Raw genomic sequence first — 23,452 nt, forward strand, 5'->3', positions numbered from 1 at the left:
CTATTCTGTTTCTATACTTTTATAAGCACTAATAATTTTTCTTACCAAACGGTGTCTTACTACATCTTTATCATCTAAATAAACTTGGGCAATTCCATCAATATCTTTTAAGGCTAATAAAGATTCTTTTAAACCAGAAACTTGCTTTCTTGGTAAATCTATCTGACCAGGATCTCCCGTAATAATAAACTTAGCACTTTTACCCATTCTTGTTAAAAACATCTTCATTTGGTTATGGGTTGTGTTCTGTGCTTCGTCTAAAATTACAAAGGCATTATCTAACGTTCTACCACGCATAAATGCCAAAGGTGCAATTTGTATAACTCCTTTTTCTATGTGAGATTCTAATTTTTCATGCGGAATCATATCTCTTAAAGCGTCATATAAAGGTTGCATATAAGGATCTAGCTTTTCTTTTAGATCCCCAGGAAGAAACCCTAAATTTTCTCCAGATTCAACCGCAGGTCTCGTTAAGATGATTCTTCTAACTTCTCTTTCTTTTAATGCTTGTACCGCTAATGCAACAGCTGTATAGGTTTTTCCTGTTCCTGCAGGCCCAACGGCAAACAACATATCGTTTTTCCCCATAAGAGTAACCATTTTGCGTTGGTTATCTGTTTGTGGTTTTATCAATTTGCCTCCAACTCCATGCACTAAAATTTCTCTAGCACTTTTTGCCGAAGCTGTTTTTTCTTCATTTCCATTAGATGTTAAAATACGTTCTATACTATTTTCATCTAATTTATTGTATTTGTTAAAATACTTTATCAAACGTTCTAATCGCGTTTCAAACTCATCTAAAATTTCTGGATCTCCATAAACCTTAAGCTGAGATCCGCGAGCAACGATTTTAATTTTAGGAAAATACTTTTTTAATTGTTCAATAGTACTGTTATGTGCTCCAAAAAAATCTTTCGGATTGATTTCTGTAAGCTCTATAATGCGTTCGTTCAAATGATTAATTTTTATTAATAGATTACATTTATATTTCAACTAAAAATAACCAATATTTTTTTTAAAATGATTAGATTTGCGTTAAATAGTTAACAACTTTTACACAATTAATTAACAGCCCATTTTTTAATGCCGATAATCACTTTAACAACAGATTTTGGAACAAAAGACCACTTTGTGGGAGCTGTAAAAGGAGCTATTTACTCAGAACTTCCCGATGCTAAAATTGTAGATATTACACACGAAATTTCTCCTTTTAACATTACAGAAACTGCTTATATTTTAAAAAACTCTTACAAAAGCTTTCCGGAGGGAACCATACATATTGTTGGTGTAGACTCAGAATTAAGTAACGACAATAAACATATTACCATAGAATTAGACAACCATTTTTTTGTTTGTCCGGATAATGGCTTAATCTCTATGATTGCTTCTGAAATTAATCCTACAAAAATTGTAGAAATTAATATTCATGACAGAATAGAAAGTAGTTTTCCTGTTTTAGATGTTTTTGTACAAGTTGCTTGTTTTATCGCCAGAGGCGGAAATTTAACAGTGATTGGTAAAGAAATTCAGGACTATAAAAAATTAATTGAAATTCAACCAAAGGTAAATCAAGAAAAAAATAAAATTATTGGAGGCGTTGTTTATATTGATAATTATGGAAACGTAATTAGTAATATAAGTAAAAAAATGTTTAACTCCATTGGTAGAGGACGTCGTTTTAAAGTAAGTGCTAGTCGTTATTTTTTTACAAAAATATTTGCAAAATACAATGAAATAACCGGAGAAAATGCTCACGATAGCATACAATATGACGGCAGTAGATTGGCTATTTTTAATTCTGCCGGATATTTAGAAATTGCTATTTATAGAAGTAATTTAGAAACTGTTGGTGGAGCATCTACTCTATTAGGTTTAAACTACAGAGACTCTATAACCATCGATTTTATTAATGATTCTCAGCAAGATTTTTCACCTTTAACTTAAATATATGTTTGTACGAATTGTAAAAATGAGCTTTCACAAAGAACACATTGAAACATTTTTATCAATATTTGAAGAAAAAAAAACATTAATTAGAGCTTCTGAAGGCTGTAACTTATTAGAATTATATCAAGACAAAACAAACGCTGAAATCTTTTTTACATATTCCTACTGGGAAAAAGAAGAGGATTTAGAAACCTATAGAAACTCGCTACTTTTTAAAGATGTCTGGGCAAAAACAAAGATATTTTTTAACGATAAACCTGTGGCTTGGAGCGTTGATAAAAAAGTGAGCTTACAATAAAAATTAAGACAAATAATAAAAATAAAAATGGATTTCGACTTTACTACTTTCCCTGTTTTAGAAACAGAAAGATTAACATTAAGAGCACTAAACTTAGAGGATGCAAAAGCAATTTTTGGTTTAAGAGCAAACAAAGAGGTGAATGAATATATTAAAAGAGAACCACCAAAAAATCTATCGGAATCTAGAGCTTTTATAGATGAAATCTCTAATTTAATCGCAGAAAATAAAGGGATTTTTTGGGTATTACAATCTAACAATAGTTTAGAATTACTAGGAACAATTGGTTTACGTAATTTTGATGTTGCAGATAATTATGCAGAAATTGGGTACGAAATTCATCCTGATTACCAAGAAAGAGGATACATGACCGAGGCTTTTGAAGAAGTGTTAGAATATGGTTTTGATAAATTGGGCTTAAAAACAATAGAAGCTTTTACACACAAAAATAATTTGGCTTCTATTACGTTATTACACAAACTAGATTTTGATTTACAAACGGAAAGAGTGGACGAAAACGTTGAAGACAATAGAATTTACAAATTAGAAAAATAGAAATTCTAAAAATAATTTAAACCATCAATTGTCATTCCGAATAAGAAACGAAGAGGAATCTATATTCTATACGTTTTTTAGTAAAATTCGAAATGACAGTTGTTTGTAAACTTTTAGAAAAAAAATTAACATTTGATAGCAATCCTAAAAAAAGAATTCAACTCATTTTTTTCGAGCCCAATTGCCTATTTGGTCATTGGCGTTTTCTTGTTGATGAACGGTTTATTTTTATGGGTTTTTAAAGGCGACTTTAATATTTTAAATGCAGGTTTTGCAGATTTAAATTCATTTTTCTTTTTTGCGCCTTGGGTCTTTTTATTTCTGATTCCGGCTATTACCATGAAAAGTTTTGCAGACGAATTTAACAGCGGAACCATAGAACTCTTAAAAACAAAACCAATTTCTGATTGGCAAATTGTTTTAGGAAAATTTTCAGCTTCACTCCTACTAGTTATTGTTGCACTAATACCAACGTTAACCTATGTTTATACGGTATATCAATTAGGAAATCCTACTGGTAATATAGATTTTGGTAGTACTATTGGGTCTTATATTGGTTTACTTTTTTTAGCTTCTACTTATACAGCAATTGGTTTATTTACCTCAACATTATCTAAAAACCAAATTGTAGCTTTTATATTAGGCGTTTTTATCACCTTATTTTTATACTACGGTTTTGATGCCATTTCAGACTCACTTGGTAATGATTTAACCGTTAAACAAATGGGATTTAATGAACATTTTAAAAGTATTTCTAGAGGTGTAATTGACACACGAGATATTATTTACTTTTTAAGCATAACAGTATTCTTTTTATTCATCACTAAAACACGCTTAGATAATGAATAAGAAAATAAAAAACATTGCAATTCTAATTGTTGGACTACTCTTTTTAAACATCCTTAGCCAATCATTTTATAAACGATTAGATTTAACAGCAGACAAACGTTACACACTTTCTAAAACTACAGAAAACATTGTTGCTAAAGTTGACAAACTGCTATTTATCACCGTTTATTTAGAAGGAGATTTTCCTTCAGAATTTAAAAGATTACAAGTAGAAACGCGTCAGTATTTAGAAGAATTAGCAGCAACAAATGCTCATATAAAAATCAATTTTGAAGCACCAGATAATCAACGAGAAGCCTTAATTAAACGAGGTATGTTGCCAAGTCAATTAACGGTAGAAGAAGAAGGCAAATTGTCTGAAGCTATTATTTTTCCTTGGGCAGAAGTATCTTATGAAAAAAAAGCAACCATCGTTTCTTTGTTACCCAATGCCATTGTAGCATCACAAGATGAGCAATTACAAAAAGCCATCGAAAATTTAGAATATAGTTTTTCTAATGCTATTAATTCTGTTATTCAAAAGAAACAAAAAAGAGTTGCCGTAATTACAGGAAACGGAGAATTACAAGACATTTATCAATATAGTTTTTTAAGTGAAGTTGCTAAAAAATACAGATTAGCCAAATTCACGTTAGATTCTGTGGCAACAAAACCACAACAAACATTAAAAGATTTAACGTCTTTAGATTTGGCAATTATTGCAAAACCTACACAAAAATTCACCGAGAAAGAAAAGCTTACTTTAGATCAGTTTATCGCCAATGGCGGAAAAACATTGTGGATGATAGACAATGTACAAGCAGATCAAGACAGTTTATTTACAAACGGTAAAATGTTAGCCTATCCAAGAGATTTAAATTTAACCGATTTATTATTCTCTTACGGAGTAAGAATAAACACCACATTGATTAAAGATTTATATGCAGCTCAAATTCCGTTAGCAACCGGAAAAGTAGGCAATCAAACGCAGTTTAAAAATTTAGATTGGTATTTTCATCCTTTAGTTGGTGGCAATCCAAATCATCCTATTACAAAAAATGTTTCTCCGGTAAGGTTACAGTTTTCAAACCAGATTGATACGTTAAAAAATAACATCAAAAAAACACCTTTATTGATGAGTTCTTTATTAACAAAAAAAGTTGGAACACCTAGTTTTATAGAATTGCAGTCTATTGCTGATGAAGTTGTTGAAGAAGATTATAATAAAGGGAATCAACTATTTGCAGTTTTATTAGAAGGTAATTTTAAATCGGCATATAAAAACCGAGTAAAACCTTTTGAAACACTTCTTTTTAAAGAGCATGCAACCAATAATAAAATGGTAATTATTTCTGATGGTGATATTGGAAAAAATCAAATTTTAAAAGAGCAACCTTTCGATCTAAACAGAGATAAATGGACCAACCAGCAGTTTGGAAATAAAGATTTTCTTTTAAATACGGTTGATTATTTATTAGATGATGAAGGCTTGATTCAACTAAGAAACAAAACATTACAGATAAGAACATTAGATAAGCAAAAAGCCTTTAAAGAGCGCACATTCTGGCAGTTTTTAAATATTGTTTTACCGTTAATTCTATTATTTTCTTTTGGTTTTGTTTTCAATTACTTAAGAAAGAGAAAATATAGTTAGTGGTTAGTGGTTAGTGGTTAGTGGTTAGTGGTTAGTGGTTAGTGGTTAGTGAAAATTAAAATTTCTTAATATATTTTTCTTAATCCTTCGGAAAAATAACTAAAACACACATTTTGTCATTTCGAAATGAGCTTTTTTAAGCGATTGAGAAATCTCATACAACCAACAAAATCATATTTAAGATAACACCTTAATGAAATTTTAAAGTTTCTTGATATAATTCTCTTAATCCATCAGTAAAAAAATTAAAACACACTTTCTGTCATTACGAAATGACATTAAACACTTAAATCTCTAACAAGTTATCATGAATAAAAGTATAGCCTAACACTTCTTGTACTTTTTTAGAACTGATAATTTTCCATTCATATACTTCATTATCTTCAAATTCTGGAAGCTCAAAATCGTTACTTAATTTTGCTATTGTATAAAACTCTCTTCTTGTTGGGTGATGATTAGAACAGGCATTAAAAGTTTCATTCCAACAATTTTGATCAATAACTTCATGAATAATTTCGATACAATCTTCTTTATGAATCATGTTTACAAATCCTTTTGGCTGCGGAATTTTACGTCCGTTTTTAAACCAATTATAAGGTTGCCTTACATCTCCAAACAAACCAGCAAAACGAATAATAGTCGTTTCGAAAGTAGTATTTTCTTTAAATAAGTTTTCAATTTCTGTTAACGGAGTTTTTAAAACAGCATCCTCTTCCGTCATTACTTTATTTAATCTTCCGTAAACAGATGTAGAACTGATAAAGATTACTTTTTGAATCTCAGAATTTTCTATTTGCGAAATTAAGTTTTCGAAACCATCCACATCTTTAGAGGTAATAGCAATAATTAAAATATCAGTATATAAGAAATCATCAAACTCTTCAAACTCAGAAATATTAACAATATAAGGGGCAATATTATTCATTTCTAACAACTCTAATTTCTCTTCACTAGTTGTAGAACCTTTTACAGAATACCCTTCATCTAATAATGATATTGCTAATGATTTGCCTAACCAACCACAACCTAAAACACTTACTCTCTTCATAAAAAATGTATCAATAAAAACAAAGATACATCAGTTTATTTTAAGGTTTTGTTAACGTTATACGTTTTTTGAAATCGTAATTTTGAAAATAACTAAAACTAAAAACCAATTAGAATGAAAAAAATTATATTATCCTTATTTGTAGCGGCATGTACACTTACTTCAAATGCACAAATTAAAACACCGGCACCAAGTCCTTCTCAAAAAATAGAACAAGAAGTAGGTTTAACAGATGTTACTTTAGAGTACTCTAGACCAGGAATGAGAGGAAGAACCATTTTTGGTGATTTAGTACCTTTTAATGAAGTTTGGAGAACCGGAGCAAATGCTAACACAAAAATCACTTTTTCTACAGACGTTACCATTGATGGCCAAGAGTTAAAAAAAGGAACCTACGCTTTATACACAAAACCAGGAAAAGAGTCTTGGGATGTAATTTTTTATGCTGATGCAACAAACTGGGGAAATCCAGAAAAATGGGATGAGACAAAAGTTGCTGCACAAACAAAAGCAACTGTGCAAACAATGCCTGTGAAAATTGAAACTTTTACCATGATGTTTGATGATATAACAAACAGTTCTGCTGTTTTAGGTGTTTTATGGGAAAACACGTATGTTGGTTTAAAGTTTGAAACACCAACAGAAGCAATGGTTGCCAAACAAATTAATGCAACTATGAGTGGCCCTTCTGCAAATGATTATTTTGCATCTGCATCTTATTACTTAGAAGCTGGAAAAGATATTAAAAAAGCGCAAACTTGGATTGATAAAGCTGTAGAAATGACTTCTGATGCACCTAAATTCTATATTTTACGCAAACAATCTTTGATTCATGCAAAAGCAGGAGATAAAAAAGGAGCAATTAAAGCTGCTAAAGAATCTTTAAAGTATTCTGAAAAAGCAGGAAATGCAGGTTATGTAAAAATGAACAAAGCATCTTTAAAAGAATGGGGAGCAATGTAAATTGCTATCCTTTTAAAAATAGTAAAAATCTCAAGTCTAAAGCTTGAGATTTTTTTGTTTCTGTACTATTTTCATTTAATTTTGCCACTTATACCAAACAAACATCAAAAGTGAAACTTAAAAGGAGAAGAAAATTAGTCTCATATTCTAGTATATTAGACCAACCTATAAAATTTAATCCATTTGTTTTTAATCGTACTTTTTTACTTTGGGCACTTTTAGGTCTAATTGGCGGAGTCATAGCAGGTGTGTATTGGATTGTATTAGAATTTCTAATTCATAAAATTGCTTTTTTTGATGGATGGCTTGTTATACCAATCATGGCTATTTGCGGTTTACTAGCAGGTTTAATCATTCATTTTATTGGAGATCCAGGAGAGATTCACTTAATTGTTGACAATATTCGTTTTAACAAAGGAAAGCTAGACCCAAAGAACAATCCATCAATGATACTCTCTTCATTACTTTGTGTTGCATCTGGAGGAAGTCTTGGTCCGGAAGCTCCTTTAGTACAAATAACAGGATCTACAGGTACTTGGTTAGGTAAAATATTTCGATTAAAAGGAGAAGAATTACGCTCTTTAAGCATTGCCGGTATGGCATCTGGTTTTACAGCTTTGTTTGGCGCTCCGTTAGGTGGAAGTTTATTTTCTTTAGAAATTTTACACCATAAACATGCGGTAGAATACTATAAAGCCATTATACCTGCATTGGTAGCTAGTTGTTTTAGTTATATCTTTTTTGCGCTAATTATTCACTTAGGATTAGGAGCAACTTGGAGTTTGCCCACTTATGAGTATTCCGGTACTTTTGATTTTGGGATTGCTGTTTTATTAGCAATCGCAGCAACAATGGTAGGTTGGCTATTTATTTATTGTACAAAATTTTTAAAATCTCTTTTTAAAAAGATCAATACTCCTATTTACATTAAAACCTTACTAGGCGGAATAATACTTGGTGTAATTTCTTATTACTTTCCTTTAACAAGGTATTTTGGGCACGAAGAAATTAACTCTTTATTAGATAATGAGTTTTCTATTAACGCTTTATTTTTAATACTAATTTTTAAGCTTCTAGCTATTTCTGTTACTGTAACTTCTGGTTGGCGAGGTGGTTTTATTATTCCTCTATTTTTTATAGGAACCACACTTGGTTTAATTATACATCATTTTTTTCCAGCTATAAATGTTTCTTTAGCAATCATTAGCTGCATGGCAGCTATAAATGCCTGTGTAACAAGAACACCAATGAGCACCACCATTTTACTAGCAACACTAACAGGTTTTTCTTATTTTATCCCTATTTTATTTGCGAGTTTAACAGGTTATTTTTTAGCACCTAAAACAGCCTTTATTGGTTCTCAAATGGATAAATAAAAAATAGTTATAAATATTTATTTTCCTAAATGTTCTTCAATATCAGCAATATGATGCTGTAAAGCTTGCGTAGAAATCTGTATTTCTTTTATCAACAGAGAAAGAGAAATAATTAGTAAAATTAAAGCTAAACCAAACACCCAAACTGCCATTGTGTTTAAATGTACATAGATTAAAAACATAGTTACCACACAAAACAACAAACTAGAAATACCGAAAATCTGCATCCACCTTGTTAGGTTTAGACGTAGTTTTAAGTTCTTAATTTGCCTTAGTAAAGAATGGTCTTGTTTTTCTAAATAAATATCGTGTAAACTTCTAATTACAGATGCATAGGCTAAAAATCGGTTTGTATATGCTAACATAATTAAAGAGATTGCAGAAAATAAAACGGCGGGTGTTGTTAATGTTAATTCTTCCATATAAGTATCAAATTTAAGAAATAATCAGCATCAAATAAAGGAATTAAATTTTAATTTTAATCGCTTAGATATCTAAAATCAGGTATTTCGAATACTCAACAAAAACATTACATTTGCCACATGCGAATAGATATTATTTCAGTTGCCCCAGGTTTATTAGAAAGTCCGTTTAATCACTCAATTATTAAACGCGCAAAAGAAAAAGGTTTGGCAGAGATTAAAATTCACGATTTACGTGAATATGGTTTAGGAAATTATAAACAAATTGACGACACACAATTTGGTGGTGGTGCTGGTATGGTTATGATGATTGAGCCTATTGCAAATTGCATTAAAAAATTACAATCAGAGAGAACGTATGATGAAGTTATTTATATGACTCCAGATGCAAAAACATTAAACCAATCTACCGCAAACACACTTTCTTTAAAAGAAAACATCGTTATTTTAACTGGTCATTATAAAGGTGTAGACCAAAGAATTCGCGATAAATATATTACCAAAGAAATATCTATTGGAGATTATGTTTTAACGGGAGGCGAATTAGCTGCTGCCGTTTTAGTAGATGCAGTTGTTCGTTTAATACCTGGTGTTATTGGCGATGAACAATCTGCCCTTACAGATTCTTTTCAAGACAATTTATTATCACCACCTGTATATACAAGACCATCAGAATTTGAAGGAATGAAAGTACCAGACGTATTATTATCTGGTAATTTTCCTAAAATTGATGATTGGAGAAGCGACCAAGCCTACAAAAGAACAGAAGAAATTAGACCCGATTTATTAGAAGATAAAACCTCTTAGCCTTTTTTAAGTATAAATTTCAGAACGCAAAACTTTGAATACAATAAAAACATTTATAAAAAACAACAAAGCCATTTCTTGGGTTTTAGGATTTCAATTATTTAGATTGCTATTACTCCCATTTATGGGGTTAATGCCTCAAGATGCGTATTATTATTTATACGGACAAAATTTATCGCTTTCTTATTTTGATCATCCAGGAATGATTGGATACATTTTAAGAATCTTTACAGAAATTTTTGGACACTCTATTTTTACCATAAAATTTGCCGATTTTGTAATAACCTCGTTAACCATATTCAGTTTTTATAAACTAGCTTCTTATTTTTTATCAAAACAAAAACTACAAAGAGCCATTGTTTTATTAGCTTCAACCATTTTTGTTTCCATTTTATCCTTTAATTCTACTCCAGATGTTCCGTTATTATTATTCTGGACACTGAGTTTAATTTGTTTGTACAAAGCAATTTTTGAAGAAAAAAAGTGGTTTTGGATTTTAGGCGGAATTGCAATGGGACTGGCGTTTGACAGTAAATACACAGCATTATTACTACAAATAGGACTAATTGCATTTCTAGTATTTTCTAACAAATACAGAAAACTATTACTATCTCCTTGGGTTTGGATTTCTTTAATTATTTCTGCTGCAGTTACATTTCCGGTTTGGTATTGGAACTACCAAAATGACTTTGCATCATTTATGTTTCAATCATCAGACAGAACAAATTCTATTTCAGAATTTAAAATATCTCCTAAAAACTTCTTTGGCGCTATTGGTCATCAAATGTTTTTATTAGTACCTGTTTTATTTTTAGTCTTTATCACGTTTACCTATAAATATATAAAAAGAGCCTTATTAAAATTTAAACTCCCAACAGCAAAAACATTATTTTTATTAGCCTTTTTTATCCCAACTTTCGTTGGATTTTTTAGCCTTACTCCTATTTATTGGGTAAAATTAAATTGGATGATGCCTTCTTACATTACCGGAATCATTTTAGCGGGTATGTTTATCAATAAGAAATTATTGAAGATTCAAGTTATTATTTCAATCGTTTTTCATGTACTTTTTAGTTTACAAATTTTATTTTATTTAGTACCTATTAAGAGTGACGACACTTGGGTTGGTTGGAAAGAATTGGCTTTAGAAACAAAAAAACTACAAGAGACACACCCAAATACTTTTGTTTTTTCTGATGACAATTATAAAACATCTGCTTGTTTAAACTTTTTTATGGATGAAAAAGTGTATGCACAAAACATTATCGGTTTACCTGCATTACATTTTGATTATCTAGGTGATGATTTATCAACTTTAAACACTAAAAACGCTTTATTTATAGACTCGGATAAGCGTTTTAAAAACAACGATAAAAACGGAAATCACAATCCATTATTAGATACTTATTTTAAAGAAGTTACCGAATTAGCACCTATCATTATAAAAATTAACGGTAAAGAGTCTCGTAAATTTTGGGTCTATTATTGCACTAACTATCAGGCAAAAAAATAATGATTATTAATTTTATCAATAAAAAATAATGATTACTTTTGCAAACGCTAAATTAACCTCTGACGAAGAAATCGTGAACGTTGCTTTACAAAACCAATTAAATTAAAAGATATGGAATCTTTAGTAAAATTTGTACAAGACGAATTTGTAGCAAGAAAAGAATTTGCAGAATTTGCAGCAGGTGATACCATCACTGTTTATTACGAAATTAAAGAGGGAGAAAAAGTACGTACTCAGTTTTTTAGAGGTGTAGTTATTCAAAGAAGAGGAATTGCAGCATCTGAAACATTTACAATCAGAAAAATGTCTGGTACTGTAGGTGTAGAAAGAATTTTTCCTGTAAACTTACCTTCTATTCAAAAAATTGAAGTTAACAAAAGAGGTAAAGTACGTAGAGCTCGTATTTTCTACTTTAGAGGTCTTACTGGTAAAAAAGCTAGAATTACTGAAAAAAGAAGATAATTTCTTTTATATAAAAGTATTAAAAAAGCGTTGTGAGAAATCACAACGCTTTTTTTTAGTTAACAAATGTTTAGAACTACAGTTAATAGCATGTTAACAACATATTTTGTTAAAAAACAACTTTATCCATATAATATATGTATATTTAAGTAATAATTTACAAGTTAACTATCAAATTACATGTAAATACATAAAGTAACGTTCTTTATATATTATTGTTGATCAAAAAAAAATGAACTTGAAATTTTCCATTTTATTTTAATTAATAAAATAGAATCTCAAAGTAAATTATGAAAATAATACAAATATTGAAAAGTTTTATTTTTAATGACAACAACTGAAACATTAATAAAAATTTTGAAAAAGTAGAATGCTTGATTAAAATTAAGGATGTTTCAAAAACTGAAATAGTATTCCGTTTCTATTATTATTAAGGCAACTAAAAGGATAACTTTTATTTAATCTTGTAATAACACAAATAATATAAAAATACTATTTCGAAGAAGCCATATCACTACAAGAAATTGTATGATATGGCTTTTATTTTGTATAAAACTAACATTCATACCAATTCACTTCTTTTATTATTAATAACTCATTAAAATAACCTAATTAATAATAATTAATCAACAAAAGTATCGCTTTTAATTCATAAATTTGTTCTACTTTTTTACGAAAAGCATTTCGTTTAAAAAAAAATAATTTCTAAAATAATATCTCAAAATGAGTAAAATAGCTAAAATTGTATATACAAAAACTGATGAAGCACCTGCTTTAGCAACACGCTCTTTCTTACCAATCGTAAAAGCTTTTACAAAATCTTCTAACATAGAAATTGAAGTAAAAGACATCTCATTATCTTCGAGGATACTTGCTAATTTTTCAGCTTATTTAACCCCAGAGCAAAAAGTAGAAGATGCTTTAGCTTTTTTGGGTGATTTTGCAAAAAATCCAGAAGCAAACATTATTAAATTACCAAACATAAGTGCTTCTGTACCTCAACTAAAAGAAGCTATATCAGAATTACAAGAAAAAGGATTTGCACTACCAAATTATCCTGAAGAAATTAAAACTGATGAAGACAAAGCTGTATTAGCTTTATATAACAAAGTAAAAGGTTCTGCTGTAAACCCAGTGTTACGTGAAGGTAATTCTGACAGAAGAGCACCTAAAGCTATAAAGAATTATGCTCGTAAAAACCCACATTCTATGGGAGCATGGGCTGCAGATTCTAAAACGCATGTTGCAACAATGACAGAAGGAGATTTTGCTAATAACGAAAAATCTGTAACTGTAAAAAATGCAACTTCAGTAAATATTATTCATACTTCAGAAAAAGGAACTAAAACTGTTTTAAAAGAAAATTTAGCTCTTTTAGATGGTGAAATTATTGATGCTACTGTAATGAGTAAAAAGGCATTAATAGAATTCTTAGAAGAACAATATGAAGATTCTTTAGATAAAAATGTATTGTTTTCTTTACATATGAAAGCAACGATGATGAAGGTAAGTGATCCTATCATTTTTGGTCATGCTGTTCGTGTATATTTTGCTGATTTATTTAAAAAGCATGGAAAAACTTTTAAGAAAATTGGTGCAGACGTAAACAATGGTTTAGGAAACCTACTTTCTAAATTAAATGAGTTACCTAAAGAAAAGCGTGACGAAATTAGACAAGAAATAAGATACGCTATAGATCACGGACCAGAATTAGCAATGGTAAATTCTGATAAAGGAATTACTAATTTACATGTACCATCAGATATAATTATAGATGCTTCTATGCCTGCTATGATTAGAACTTCTGGTCAAATGTATAATTCTGATGGAAAATTACAAGACACCAAAGCAATTATTCCAGATAGTGCTTATGCAGGTATTTACTCTGCAACTATAAATTTCTGTAAAAAACATGGTGCTTTCGATCCTACAACTATGGGAACTGTTCCTAATGTTGGTTTAATGGCTCAAAAAGCAGAAGAATATGGTTCTCATGATAAAACTTTTGAAATAGCTTCTGCAGGGAAAGTAACTGTTGTAGATGCTACTGGAAAAACTCTTTTAGAACACACTGTAGAAGAAGGAGATATCTGGAGAATGTGTCAAGCAAAAGATTTACCAATTCAAGATTGGATTAAATTAGCAGTTACAAGAGCAAGAGCTTCTGAAACTCCTGCTGTTTTCTGGTTAGACAAAAACAGAGCTCATGATGCTGAAATTATTAAAAAAGTAAAAAAATATTTACCAGAGCATAATACTGATGGTTTAGATATTAGAATTTTATCACCAATAAAAGCTACTGAATTTACTTTAGAGAGAATCGTTAAAGGAGAAGATACTATTTCTGTTTCTGGTAACGTATTACGTGATTATTTAACAGATTTATTTCCTATTTTAGAAGTTGGTACTTCTGCAAAAATGTTATCAATAGTTCCATTAATGAATGGTGGAGGATTGTTTGAAACAGGTGCAGGTGGTTCTGCTCCAAAACATGTACAACAATTCTTAGAAGAAAATCATTTACGTTGGGATTCTTTAGGAGAATTTTTAGCATTAGCTGTTTCTTTAGAACATTTAGGTACTGCTAACAACAACGCTAAAGCTTTGGTACTAGCAGAAACTTTAGACGATGCTACAGACAAATTCTTAGTTAATGATAAATCTCCTTCTAGAAAAGTGGGGGAATTAGATAACAGAGGAAGCCATTTTTACTTAGCAATGTATTGGGCAGAAGGTTTAGCAAATCAAGACAAAGATGCTGAACTAAAAGCTATTTTTACTAAAGTTGCTACAGAATTAAAAAACAATGAAAAAAGCATTGTTGCAGAATTAAATGAAAATCAAGGAAACTCAGTAGACGTAGATGGTTATTATTTACCTAACGAAAACTTAGCAGATGCAGCAATGAGACCTAACGCTACTTTAAATATTATTTTAAATTCTATATAGTTTTTACTCTAAATAATTAATAATTTTTAAAAAAGTCGATGTTAAAAACATCGACTTTTTTTTTATTTATAATAGTAATATAAAAAACTCATTTACGTTACATTATATTAAACATTAGTATTGTATTTTTGTTTAAATTATAAACTAAATCATTAAACAGAATGTTTCGTTTTAAAAAATTACTCTTTTTAGTCTTCTTACTAAGCTTTACAGCCTTTAGTCAAGAAAAATACACAGTAAGTGGTACTATTTATGATGATAGTAATAATGAAACTTTAATTGGAGTTTCTATATACTTTCCTGAATTAAACACAGGTACTACAACCAATGAGTACGGATTCTATTCTGTAACTTTCCCAGAAGGCACCTATAAAGTACAAGTAAGTTACTTAGGCTACACTACCATTATTGAAACTCTTAACTTTAAAGAAAAAGGAACTAAAAACTTCAAATTAAAAGAGGAAGCTGAAAGTTTAAATGAAATTGTGATAGAAGGGAATGTAGAAAACCTAAATGTTAGAACGCCACAAATGAGCGTAAACAGACTTACATCTGCAACCATAAAACAAATACCTGTTGTTTTAGGAGAAGCAGATATTATTAAATCTTTAATTCTATTACCAGGTGTTACAAGTGCTGGTGAAGGAGCTTCTGGCTTTAATGTTAGAGGTGGCGCTGCAGACCAAAATTTAATTTTATTAGATGAAGCAATTGTTTTTAATTCTTCTCATTTATTTGGATTTTTCTCTATTTTTAACCCTGATGTTATCAAAGATGTAAAATTATACAAAGGAGGAATTCCTGCAAAATACGGAGGAAGATTATCATCCGTTTTAGACATTTATCAAAAAGAAGGAAACAGTAAAGAATTTAATGTTACCGGTGGTATTGGTCTAGTATCCTCTAGGTTATTAATTGAAGGTCCTATAAAAAAAGAAAAAGTTTCTTTTTTAATTGGTGGTAGATCTTCTTATGCACATTTATTTTTACCGTTATTTGATAATGACAACACCGCTTATTTTTACGATTTAAACACAAAAGTAAACTACCGTATTAACGATAGAAATAGCATTTTCTTTTCTGGATATTTTGGTAAAGACGTTTTTGGTATTAGTGATAACTTTGTAAATACCTACGGAAACAAAGTAGGTAACTTACGTTGGAATCATCTTTTTTCTGATAAATTATTCTCTAATTTGTCTTTAATTTATTCTGATTATTTCTACGGATTAACCTTAGATTTTGTTGGTTTCGAATGGAACTCTGGTATCACCAATTACAATCTTAAATACGATTTTAAGCACTACCTTAACAATAAAATAAAACTGAGTTATGGGATTAACAATATCTACAACAAATTTAATCCTGGAGAAATTATTCCTAACAGAGATGATTCTGGAATTGTACCTGAAAAATTAATTGATAAATATGCCAACGAATTTGCCGCTTATATAGATGCAGAACACAAAATAAACGACAAACTGAGATTGCAATACGGAATTCGGTACAGCAACTTTACAAGATTGGGGCAAGATGAATTAAATATCTACAACAATGATGAAGCTGTAATTTATAATAGCGAATTTAAAAAATATGAATCTGCAGAAGCTATTGGTACAGAATCGTTTAAAAGAAGTGATGCAATAAGTAGTTTTAACAACTTAGAACCAAGAGTTTCTATGTCTTACACTTTAGATGATAATACCTCTGTAAAAGCCAGTTATAATAGAATGGCACAGTACTTACACCTGTTATCTAACACGTCATCTCCTACTCCATTAGATGTTTGGACACCAAGTGGAAAATATATTAAACCTCAATTGTTAGATCAATATGCTATTGGTTATTTTAAATCTTTAAAAGGAGGAGATTATTCAATAGAAACCGAAGTTTTTTATAAAGACATTCAAAATAGAATCGATTATATAAATGGCGCTAATTTAATTGCCAATAATGAAATTGAAACTGTAATTTTAAATGGAAAATCTAGAGCTTACGGTTTAGAACTTCTATTAAAAAAGAATTCTGGAAAACTAAATGGTTGGCTTGCTTACACATTATCTAGGTCAGAACAATTAACACAAGGTAGAACGGCTGATGAGCCAGGAATTAACAGTGGTCAATGGTATAATACTCCGTATGATAAAACACACGATTTTTCTATAAATGCTAGTTATGAGTTAAATGAGAAATGGAAATTCAATACAAATTTTGTTTTTCAAACTGGGCAACCTACAAATTACCCCGTTGGTCAATATAAAGTGCAAGGTTTAAATGTACCTATTTATGATGATAATAGAAGAAATGCAGATAGACTACCTACGTATCATAGATTAGATGTTTCTGCAACTTTAACACCAGAAAAAAATAAAAATAGAAAATGGCAAGGAGAATGGGTGTTTGGAATTTATAATTTATATGGTCGTCAAAATGCAGCTTCTATCAACTTTACACAAAATAGAGAAACCTACAAAAACGAAGCCATACAAACTTCTATTTTCGGTCTAGTGCCTTCTGTTACTTATAATTTTAAATTTTAGATTGATGAAAAAGATATATATACTTTCTGTTTTAATGGTATTACTTTTTGCTAATTGTGAAAAAGTGGTAGATATTAACGTTCCTTCAATTGAACCAAAATTAATTATAGACGCTTCTTTTGATGTTTTATTTGATAAAAGCCCAGTTACTGCAAGTACTATTGTAAGGTTAAGTTTGTCTACAGATTATTTTGATGAAGAAATCCCTAAAGTTACCAATGCAATTGTCTTTGTAACAAACCTATCTAACAATACAGTAATTAATTTTTATGACAACAACTTAGATGGAAATTACAAACCATTATTTTCGTTTATTCCTGCGGATGACATTCAGTATGAATTAACGGTAATTTATAATAATGAAACTTATAAAGGCAAAGCAACCAAGGTAAAATCAACACCACTTACAAGTGTTGTTCAGGGAGATGAAACCTTATTCTCTGGTGAAGAAACTGAATTAAAAGTAACTTTTAAAGATGAACCTATCGTAGAAAATTACTATTTATTTAATTTTGATAGAAGTTTATTTTTATCAATTGATGATCGTTTTTTTAATGGATCTGATTATAATTTTTCTTTTTTCTATCAAGAAGATGATATTGAATTACCAACCACCACAACCATTAAAATGTCTGGTATTACAAAAGAGTATTATACGTATTTCGAAGTTTTAAGCAGTCAAAGTGGTCAAGGAGGCGGTGGCCCTTTTCAATCTATTCCCTCATCTCTTTTAGGAAATATGATTAATACAACGAATGAAATTAATTTCCCTTTAGGCTATTTTCATATTTCAGAAACAGACACTTATACCATAGACTTGGTTGAAAAAAACTAAAATTTAATTTTTAACGAATCTATGCGTTAGGGATTGAAACGGCATCCTTTTTCTGTCAGTTCGAGTGAATTTTGAAGAATGAAAAATTTGTATCGAGAACAGAAGAAAAAGATACAGTGTAAAGCCCGTTAAAACGCCCAAAAATAATTGAGTATAAACTAGAATTCTGTATTTTTGGACAATGACTTTTATAAGAACAACAGAGCAAGATTCTAACTACAATCATTTAGAAAAAATGACTGTAAAAGAATTATTAAGCAACATTAATAACGAAGATAAAACAGTGCCTTTTGCAGTAGAAAAGGCTTTACCACAAATTGAGGCTTTAACAAAACAGCTTGTAATAAAATTACAAAATGGCGGAAGATTGTTTTATTTAGGAGCTGGTACTTCTGGTAGATTAGGTGTTGTAGATGCCTCTGAATGTCCGCCAACTTTTGGCGTACCGCATGAACTTGTTGTGGCTATTATTGCAGGTGGAGATATTGCTATTAGAAAAGCCGTTGAATTTGCAGAAGATTCTACCAACCAAGGTTGGCTAGATTTGCAAAAACATAATATTACTAATAAAGATGTTGTTGTGGGTATTGCTGCATCGGGCACAACGCCGTATGTTATTGCAGCTTTAGAAGAATGTAATAAAAACAACATTATTACAGGTTGTATTGCTTGCAATAAAAACAGTCCTTTAGGGCAGGTTTCTCAATTTCCAATAGAAGTTGTTGTGGGACCAGAATTTGTTACAGGAAGCTCTAGAATGAAAGCAGGAACAGCACAAAAGCTAGTTTTAAACATGCTTTCTACCGCTACAATGATTCAATTAGGAAAAATTAAAGGCAATAAAATGGTAGACATGCAGCTTTCTAATAAGAAATTAGTAGAAAGAGGACAAAAAATGTTAGCTAAAGAATTAAATATCGACGTATCTGAAGCAAGTGAGTTGTTAGTTAAATTCGGTAATGTTAGAAACGCAATTACAAACTATAAAAAATGAGTACTAATTTAGATTTATTAGGAAAAGGTTTAAAGTATTTAGGTCTTTTAATTTTTCTTTTTATTGCTTCGCCTATAACACTTACAATGGGGTTTAAGGCTTTAAAAAAGTTTAAAGATACACCACAAGAGTATATATCATATCTACTTTTAGTGTTTGCAGCTATTTTAATTATTTTTACTATTTACTTCGCTTTTAAAACCTTTAACATTTTACTAAAAGCTATCTTTAATAATTAATGAGCATACAAACTACCGACGGAATTATAGTAATTCTATCCTACCCAGACACTATTGTAAGACCCGCTTATTGGGAAACCTTAAGTAACTTTTGGCCTATGATTGGTATTGGCGGAAAACATGCGGTACAAGCTGGTCATGCTGCTTTATTATTGATTAAAAAAGAGAGTTCTGAAATTAATTATTTTGATTTTGGACGCTATATTACAAGCTACGGAAATGGTAGGGTTCGGTCTAAAGAAATAGATCCAGATGTTGCTATTTCTATAAAAGCAAAATTTGAGAAAGGAAATTTAATCAACCTTAAAGAAATTTTACTTTGGATAGAAAACCATCCAGAAAAAACGCATGGAGATGGTAGATTGGTTGCTAGTATTCACACTGAAATTGACTTTAACAAGGCTTATAACTATATTCATAAATTAATTGATGAAAAGGAAATTCCTTATGGCGCTTTTATTAAAAATGGCACCAATTGTGCGAGATTTGTAACGGATACTATTATTGAATCATCCACAAATAGAAAAATTAATAAGCTGTTAAAAAAGTCTAACTTATTAACGCCAAGTCCAATAGGAAACGTAATTAAAGGCAATACAAACAATATTATTTATAACATCTACAAACAAGAAATTACAACCTATAAGAACAGATCTATTATTAAAGAATATAGAACTTCCTTTTTAAATAAATTTGAAGGAGAGCCTAATTTAATTGGTACAGAACTGCCAAATAAAAAGGTTTTTGAACTTAAAAACGGAACTTGGTTAGGCGGAATTGGAAGTGGTGCTTGGTTTAAAGTAGAAGAACAAATAAATACTACAAAATATAGAATTACGAGATATACTGCGGATGGCAAAAAAGATTTTGAAGATATATTCTCTATTAATAAAACATGTTTTAATCCGTTAACAGCACATCAATTTATGCATCCTACAAACTGTAAAGAAGTTTTTATTCAACAAAAAGATAAAACATACCATTTAAAAAGGCTTTATTAATTCTTTAAACACATCCCTTTTTTAGGCGTAGTTGGGTTGTAACCAAAATCTGCATTTGGTAACTCGATATCTAATTGATAAATAAGATACCCAATACTTGCATAATGATGCGTTGCATGGCTTTGTGCTTGCATTAACACTGCAGCCAGCGTATAATTAGCTGTTACTTTACCCAAGCCCATATCGTCAGAAACTTTAATAACGGTATTAAAATCTTCTTCCTTAATTTTTTTAAGTTGATGAATTACAGATTCAAAGTATTGGATTCCTACACGTGTTTCTTTTTCTGCACATTCATTTCGTTCTCTTATAGAAAAATCGACACATTTAGAATCAAGTCCTTTTAAAAGACAAGAAAAAACATCTAAAACATGACGCATGTGGCAACCAATACTCGAATTGTAAGGTGCTACTGTTTTGTTTGAATATTGTTCGTCAGAAATATTTTTTAATAGTTGAATTCCTCTTTGTAAATTTTGCTCAATAGCTTCAATCATAAATTATCTGTTTGGTACTTTAGGTCGTTAAAACAGCATCAAATTTACGAGTTCTTAACTATTAATGCTAAAATATTTTTAACTAACTAATAATCAGGTAAATAAAACTAATTATTTTATTTATCACAAACTAATATAGCATTCTTTTAATTTTATGGCACGTTGTTTGAATATATCTTAATCAAATACGATAGCCGAAAAGTATATTAGAGTAGGCAAAACCCTAAAACCATATATTATGAAAAAAGGTTTACTTATAGTATTAGGATTGTTCCTAATAACGTCAACAGTCGAAGCAACAAACAGCAAAAAATTACCAAACAGCATTGGATATAATTACGCATACGAAAACTCAGTAAATTTTGAAGAACGTGGTGTTGAGTTTTATATTTTTACCAATGGTGAATTTGATTTTAATACACATTATAATGATTCTTATTATGATTACAACGGAAATCGTGTAAGAAGAGAAACTAACATACGCATTTTTAGAGATTACAGAGGTAGAATTGAAAGAATTGGAAACTCTTCTGTAAACTATGATAACTACGGAAATGTAACCAGAATTGGAAACGTTTATATGAGATACCATAGAGGTAAATTAACGGATGTTGGTCGTTTAAAAGTGAGATATGATGCTTGGGGAAATCCTAATTTTTACGGAAATGTAAAAGACAATTATTACAGCTATAACGGTCTTAGAATTAATCTTAATATTGGTGATGTTTTTGACTATAATAATTCTTATTTTTCTCACAGAGATTTTTCTAGAAATTATTCTAAAATTAGAGAAGACAAAAACTATTATTACTATAGAGCAAATCCGCATGCTAAAATTGGCAACAGAAGTAAAATAGTAAGAAGAAAAAAGGCAGTTGCTACTATTTTACATAAAAAACCAACTGCAAGAAGAAGTATTACAACGTATAGAAGACCTAGTACAACAAACACAAAGAGAAAAACATTAACAGGAAAAAGAACAGATAATACCACTTATAGAAGGCCTACTACTGTAAATAAAAAAAACAAGACAATAGATAGAAGAAGTAACAACACCTCAACTAAAAGACCTACTAAGGTGATTAAAGGTAAAAGAACTTCAGAAAAAAGAAACTCGAACAGTAGTTCTAGTAGAAAACCTACAACTAAAAGTACTGTTGATAAAACAAAAAAAGTAAAAAGACCTACAAGTAATAGAAGAAATTAAAAAACAGGTATTTATACGCGTACACTACCAGAAGTTTTTTTTTAACTTGCACTATATTTATTTAAATGTAAATAACAGTTAACAAATTCATTGTGATAGAAAAAGGAGAAGTTAAAAGCCTCATTTCTTTATAGAAATGAGGCTTTTTTATGTTTAAAATATTTTAACGAGATTTTTTTGTTTCTAATTTACACAAAACCCTTCCAATATTTTCAGCCTTTTCTTTGCTGATTTTTTTAATCTTAGATTTACATTTTTTTACACCACTGCAGTCTTTTTTTAAATGAAAGGTTTTACTTGATTTTGTAGTACAAATAAAAACTTCTATTTCTTTAGTTTGAAAAGCAGTTAAGAAAGTAAAAAGGCTAAGGCTTAAAAATAGTTTTTTCATAATTATTTTATATCAATCAAAAATACATTATTTAAATTTTCTGAGCTTTTAAAGCTAAGCTCACAAGAATTAATATTAAAGTAAAAAAAGCTTTATTATTTATTCTAAAAAAAAACCTTACGGAAATTCGTAAGGTTTAAATATTCACTTTTCTTTTTCCATAGTTTCTTCCCGAAATTATTACTTCAAAACTAAACCTAAAAAACCACAAAATATTACGGGTTTCCGTAACCTAAATAATTTATGCTAAAAAAGTTTTAGATAAGTCCGAAATCTTTAGCAATAGCAACCAAATGCGCTGGATTATTCGCATTAAAATGTTCTTTTAAAAACTTTAATCTTTTTTCAATTGCACTTATACTAGAAGGAGACATTCCTTTTTCTTTTAATTTTTTACTAATAGCTTCCTGTACGAGTCCTTTAGACAAACAGTCTATTAGATAAATATCGAAATCTGTAATTTCAATTGCTTTTTTAGGGTGAATTTCAATATTTAAATCAGGTGAAATATAAAATTGAACTGAGTTAGACACTGAATCAATAGCATTTTTTAATTCTTTTAATCCGTTTCTACTCTTCCAAACATATCCTTGAATTTTTAAATTCTTATATAAATTCTGAATTCTATATGATTTATCTTCAACAGAAAAAACAATAATTTTTAAATCAAGAAATTCTTTTCTTATTTTTTCGATGAGCTCATCTCCCGATTTTAATTCTTGTGGTGTGCCATCATTCTTAAAAGATAAATCAGAAATAATTAAATCATAAGGTACACCATTTAGATTGGCGTTTTTAATTTTTAAGAAAGCTTCGTCACAATAAGAAATAAAATCTACCTCCTTTATCTTCAGTTCATCTAAAGCTATTTTAATTCCGCTATTAATAACATCAAAATCTTCTACAACTAAAATTTTTTCTATCAT

General features: G+C 29.7%; 23 protein-coding genes. 17 read left to right on the plus strand and 6 right to left on the minus strand.

All coding sequences use genetic code 11. From position 1 onward, the window contains the following. Positions 1–954, minus strand: coding sequence for a PhoH family protein (locus GQR92_RS06735; RefSeq protein WP_158838380.1), 954 nt, complete (start codon positions 952–954; stop codon positions 1–3). Between the two features lie 129 nt (positions 955–1,083). On the opposite strand from GQR92_RS06735, the gene GQR92_RS06740 reads away from it, so the two are divergent. The 5 genes from GQR92_RS06740 (at position 1,084) to gldG (ending at position 5,282) form a co-directional block, all read left to right on the plus strand. After that, a complete protein-coding gene (locus GQR92_RS06740) occupies positions 1,084–1,944 on the plus strand; it encodes an SAM hydrolase/SAM-dependent halogenase family protein (RefSeq protein WP_158838381.1) in 861 nt (286 codons plus the stop codon). A 4-nt stretch (positions 1,945–1,948) separates the two neighbouring features. Beyond that, complete coding sequence (locus GQR92_RS06745) at positions 1,949–2,245, plus strand: putative quinol monooxygenase (protein WP_158838382.1); 297 nt, start codon at positions 1,949–1,951, stop codon at positions 2,243–2,245. A gap of 27 nt (positions 2,246–2,272) precedes the next feature. Next, positions 2,273–2,800 carry a GNAT family N-acetyltransferase gene (locus tag GQR92_RS06750; RefSeq protein ID WP_158838383.1) on the plus strand — a complete coding sequence of 176 codons (528 nt, stop codon included), beginning with the start codon at positions 2,273–2,275 and terminating at the stop codon, positions 2,798–2,800. Between the two features lie 132 nt (positions 2,801–2,932). Further along, on the plus strand, positions 2,933–3,649 hold the full coding sequence (gene gldF, locus GQR92_RS06755; protein WP_158838384.1) for a gliding motility-associated ABC transporter permease subunit GldF: 717 nt from the start codon (positions 2,933–2,935) through the stop codon (positions 3,647–3,649). Beyond that, positions 3,642–5,282, plus strand: coding sequence for a gliding motility-associated ABC transporter substrate-binding protein GldG (gene gldG, locus GQR92_RS06760; protein WP_158838385.1), 1,641 nt, complete (start codon positions 3,642–3,644; stop codon positions 5,280–5,282). The genes gldF and gldG overlap by 8 nt, the downstream gene beginning before the upstream one ends. A 286-nt stretch (positions 5,283–5,568) precedes the next feature. Here the strand turns inward: gldG and GQR92_RS06765 are convergent, their stop codons facing one another. Further along, positions 5,569–6,330 carry an NAD(P)-binding domain-containing protein gene (locus tag GQR92_RS06765; protein ID WP_158838386.1) on the minus strand — a complete coding sequence of 254 codons (762 nt, stop codon included), beginning with the start codon at positions 6,328–6,330 and terminating at the stop codon, positions 5,569–5,571. Positions 6,331–6,444: 114 nt separating this feature from the next. Here GQR92_RS06765 and GQR92_RS06770 point away from each other — a divergent pair, with 114 nt between their 5' ends. Both GQR92_RS06770 and GQR92_RS06775 read left to right on the plus strand, forming a co-directional pair. Next, the gene (locus GQR92_RS06770; RefSeq protein WP_158838387.1) at positions 6,445–7,293 is read left to right on the plus strand and encodes a DUF2911 domain-containing protein; all 849 of its coding nucleotides are present in this window, start codon (positions 6,445–6,447) and stop codon (positions 7,291–7,293) included. A gap of 110 nt (positions 7,294–7,403) precedes the next feature. Continuing rightward, positions 7,404–8,669 (plus strand): chloride channel protein, encoded by a 1,266-nt coding sequence (locus tag GQR92_RS06775; protein WP_158838388.1) that lies wholly within the window; start codon positions 7,404–7,406, stop codon positions 8,667–8,669. A 17-nt stretch (positions 8,670–8,686) separates the two neighbouring features. Here GQR92_RS06775 and GQR92_RS06780 read toward each other — a convergent pair whose 3' ends face one another. Further along, entirely contained in the window at positions 8,687–9,091 is a 405-nt protein-coding gene (locus GQR92_RS06780) for a DUF2721 domain-containing protein (RefSeq protein WP_158838389.1), read from the minus strand. 120 nt (positions 9,092–9,211) lie between these two features. Here GQR92_RS06780 and trmD point away from each other — a divergent pair, with 120 nt between their 5' ends. The 9 genes from trmD to GQR92_RS06825 all read left to right on the plus strand — a co-directional run bounded on the left by trmD (position 9,212) and on the right by GQR92_RS06825 (position 20,431). Continuing rightward, positions 9,212–9,898, plus strand: a complete 687-nt coding sequence (gene trmD, locus GQR92_RS06785) for a tRNA (guanosine(37)-N1)-methyltransferase TrmD (RefSeq protein ID WP_158838390.1) — start codon at positions 9,212–9,214, stop codon at positions 9,896–9,898. A gap of 34 nt (positions 9,899–9,932) precedes the next feature. Then, complete coding sequence (locus tag GQR92_RS06790; protein ID WP_158838391.1) at positions 9,933–11,411, plus strand: glycosyltransferase family 39 protein; 1,479 nt, start codon at positions 9,933–9,935, stop codon at positions 11,409–11,411. A gap of 111 nt (positions 11,412–11,522) precedes the next feature. Beyond that, positions 11,523–11,873, plus strand: a complete 351-nt coding sequence (rplS, locus tag GQR92_RS06795) for a 50S ribosomal protein L19 (protein WP_158838392.1) — start codon at positions 11,523–11,525, stop codon at positions 11,871–11,873. A gap of 723 nt (positions 11,874–12,596) precedes the next feature. Further along, a complete protein-coding gene (locus GQR92_RS06800) occupies positions 12,597–14,822 on the plus strand; it encodes an NADP-dependent isocitrate dehydrogenase (protein WP_158838393.1) in 2,226 nt (741 codons plus the stop codon). A 161-nt stretch (positions 14,823–14,983) separates the two neighbouring features. Continuing rightward, the gene (locus GQR92_RS06805; protein WP_158838394.1) at positions 14,984–17,362 is read left to right on the plus strand and encodes a TonB-dependent receptor; all 2,379 of its coding nucleotides are present in this window, start codon (positions 14,984–14,986) and stop codon (positions 17,360–17,362) included. Positions 17,363–17,366: 4 nt separating this feature from the next. Next, positions 17,367–18,197, plus strand: coding sequence for a DUF4249 family protein (locus tag GQR92_RS06810; protein ID WP_158838395.1), 831 nt, complete (start codon positions 17,367–17,369; stop codon positions 18,195–18,197). 181 nt (positions 18,198–18,378) lie between these two features. After that, the gene (gene murQ, locus GQR92_RS06815; protein ID WP_158838396.1) at positions 18,379–19,191 is read left to right on the plus strand and encodes an N-acetylmuramic acid 6-phosphate etherase; all 813 of its coding nucleotides are present in this window, start codon (positions 18,379–18,381) and stop codon (positions 19,189–19,191) included. Further along, positions 19,188–19,430, plus strand: a complete 243-nt coding sequence (locus GQR92_RS06820; RefSeq protein ID WP_158838397.1) for a DUF6095 family protein — start codon at positions 19,188–19,190, stop codon at positions 19,428–19,430. Before murQ ends, GQR92_RS06820 begins: the two co-directional genes overlap by 4 nt. Then, on the plus strand, positions 19,430–20,431 hold the full coding sequence (locus GQR92_RS06825) for a DUF6695 family protein (RefSeq protein WP_158838398.1): 1,002 nt from the start codon (positions 19,430–19,432) through the stop codon (positions 20,429–20,431). Before GQR92_RS06820 ends, GQR92_RS06825 begins: the two co-directional genes overlap by 1 nt. Here the strand turns inward: GQR92_RS06825 and GQR92_RS06830 are convergent. Next, the gene (locus GQR92_RS06830) at positions 20,428–20,928 is read right to left on the minus strand and encodes a DinB family protein (protein WP_158838399.1); all 501 of its coding nucleotides are present in this window, start codon (positions 20,926–20,928) and stop codon (positions 20,428–20,430) included. The genes GQR92_RS06825 and GQR92_RS06830 overlap by 4 nt on opposite strands. A gap of 238 nt (positions 20,929–21,166) precedes the next feature. On the opposite strand from GQR92_RS06830, the gene GQR92_RS06835 reads away from it, so the two are divergent. Continuing rightward, positions 21,167–22,135 (plus strand): hypothetical protein, encoded by a 969-nt coding sequence (locus GQR92_RS06835; protein ID WP_158838400.1) that lies wholly within the window; start codon positions 21,167–21,169, stop codon positions 22,133–22,135. 163 nt (positions 22,136–22,298) lie between these two features. Here GQR92_RS06835 and GQR92_RS06840 read toward each other — a convergent pair whose 3' ends face one another. Next, complete coding sequence (locus GQR92_RS06840) at positions 22,299–22,526, minus strand: hypothetical protein (protein ID WP_158838401.1); 228 nt, start codon at positions 22,524–22,526, stop codon at positions 22,299–22,301. A gap of 257 nt (positions 22,527–22,783) precedes the next feature. Beyond that, the gene (locus GQR92_RS06845) at positions 22,784–23,452 is read right to left on the minus strand and encodes a response regulator (RefSeq protein WP_158838402.1); all 669 of its coding nucleotides are present in this window, start codon (positions 23,450–23,452) and stop codon (positions 22,784–22,786) included.

It is taken from the genome of Polaribacter sp. L3A8 (genome assembly GCF_009796785.1).
In the GTDB taxonomy this organism is placed as follows: Bacteria; Bacteroidota; Bacteroidia; order Flavobacteriales; family Flavobacteriaceae; genus Polaribacter.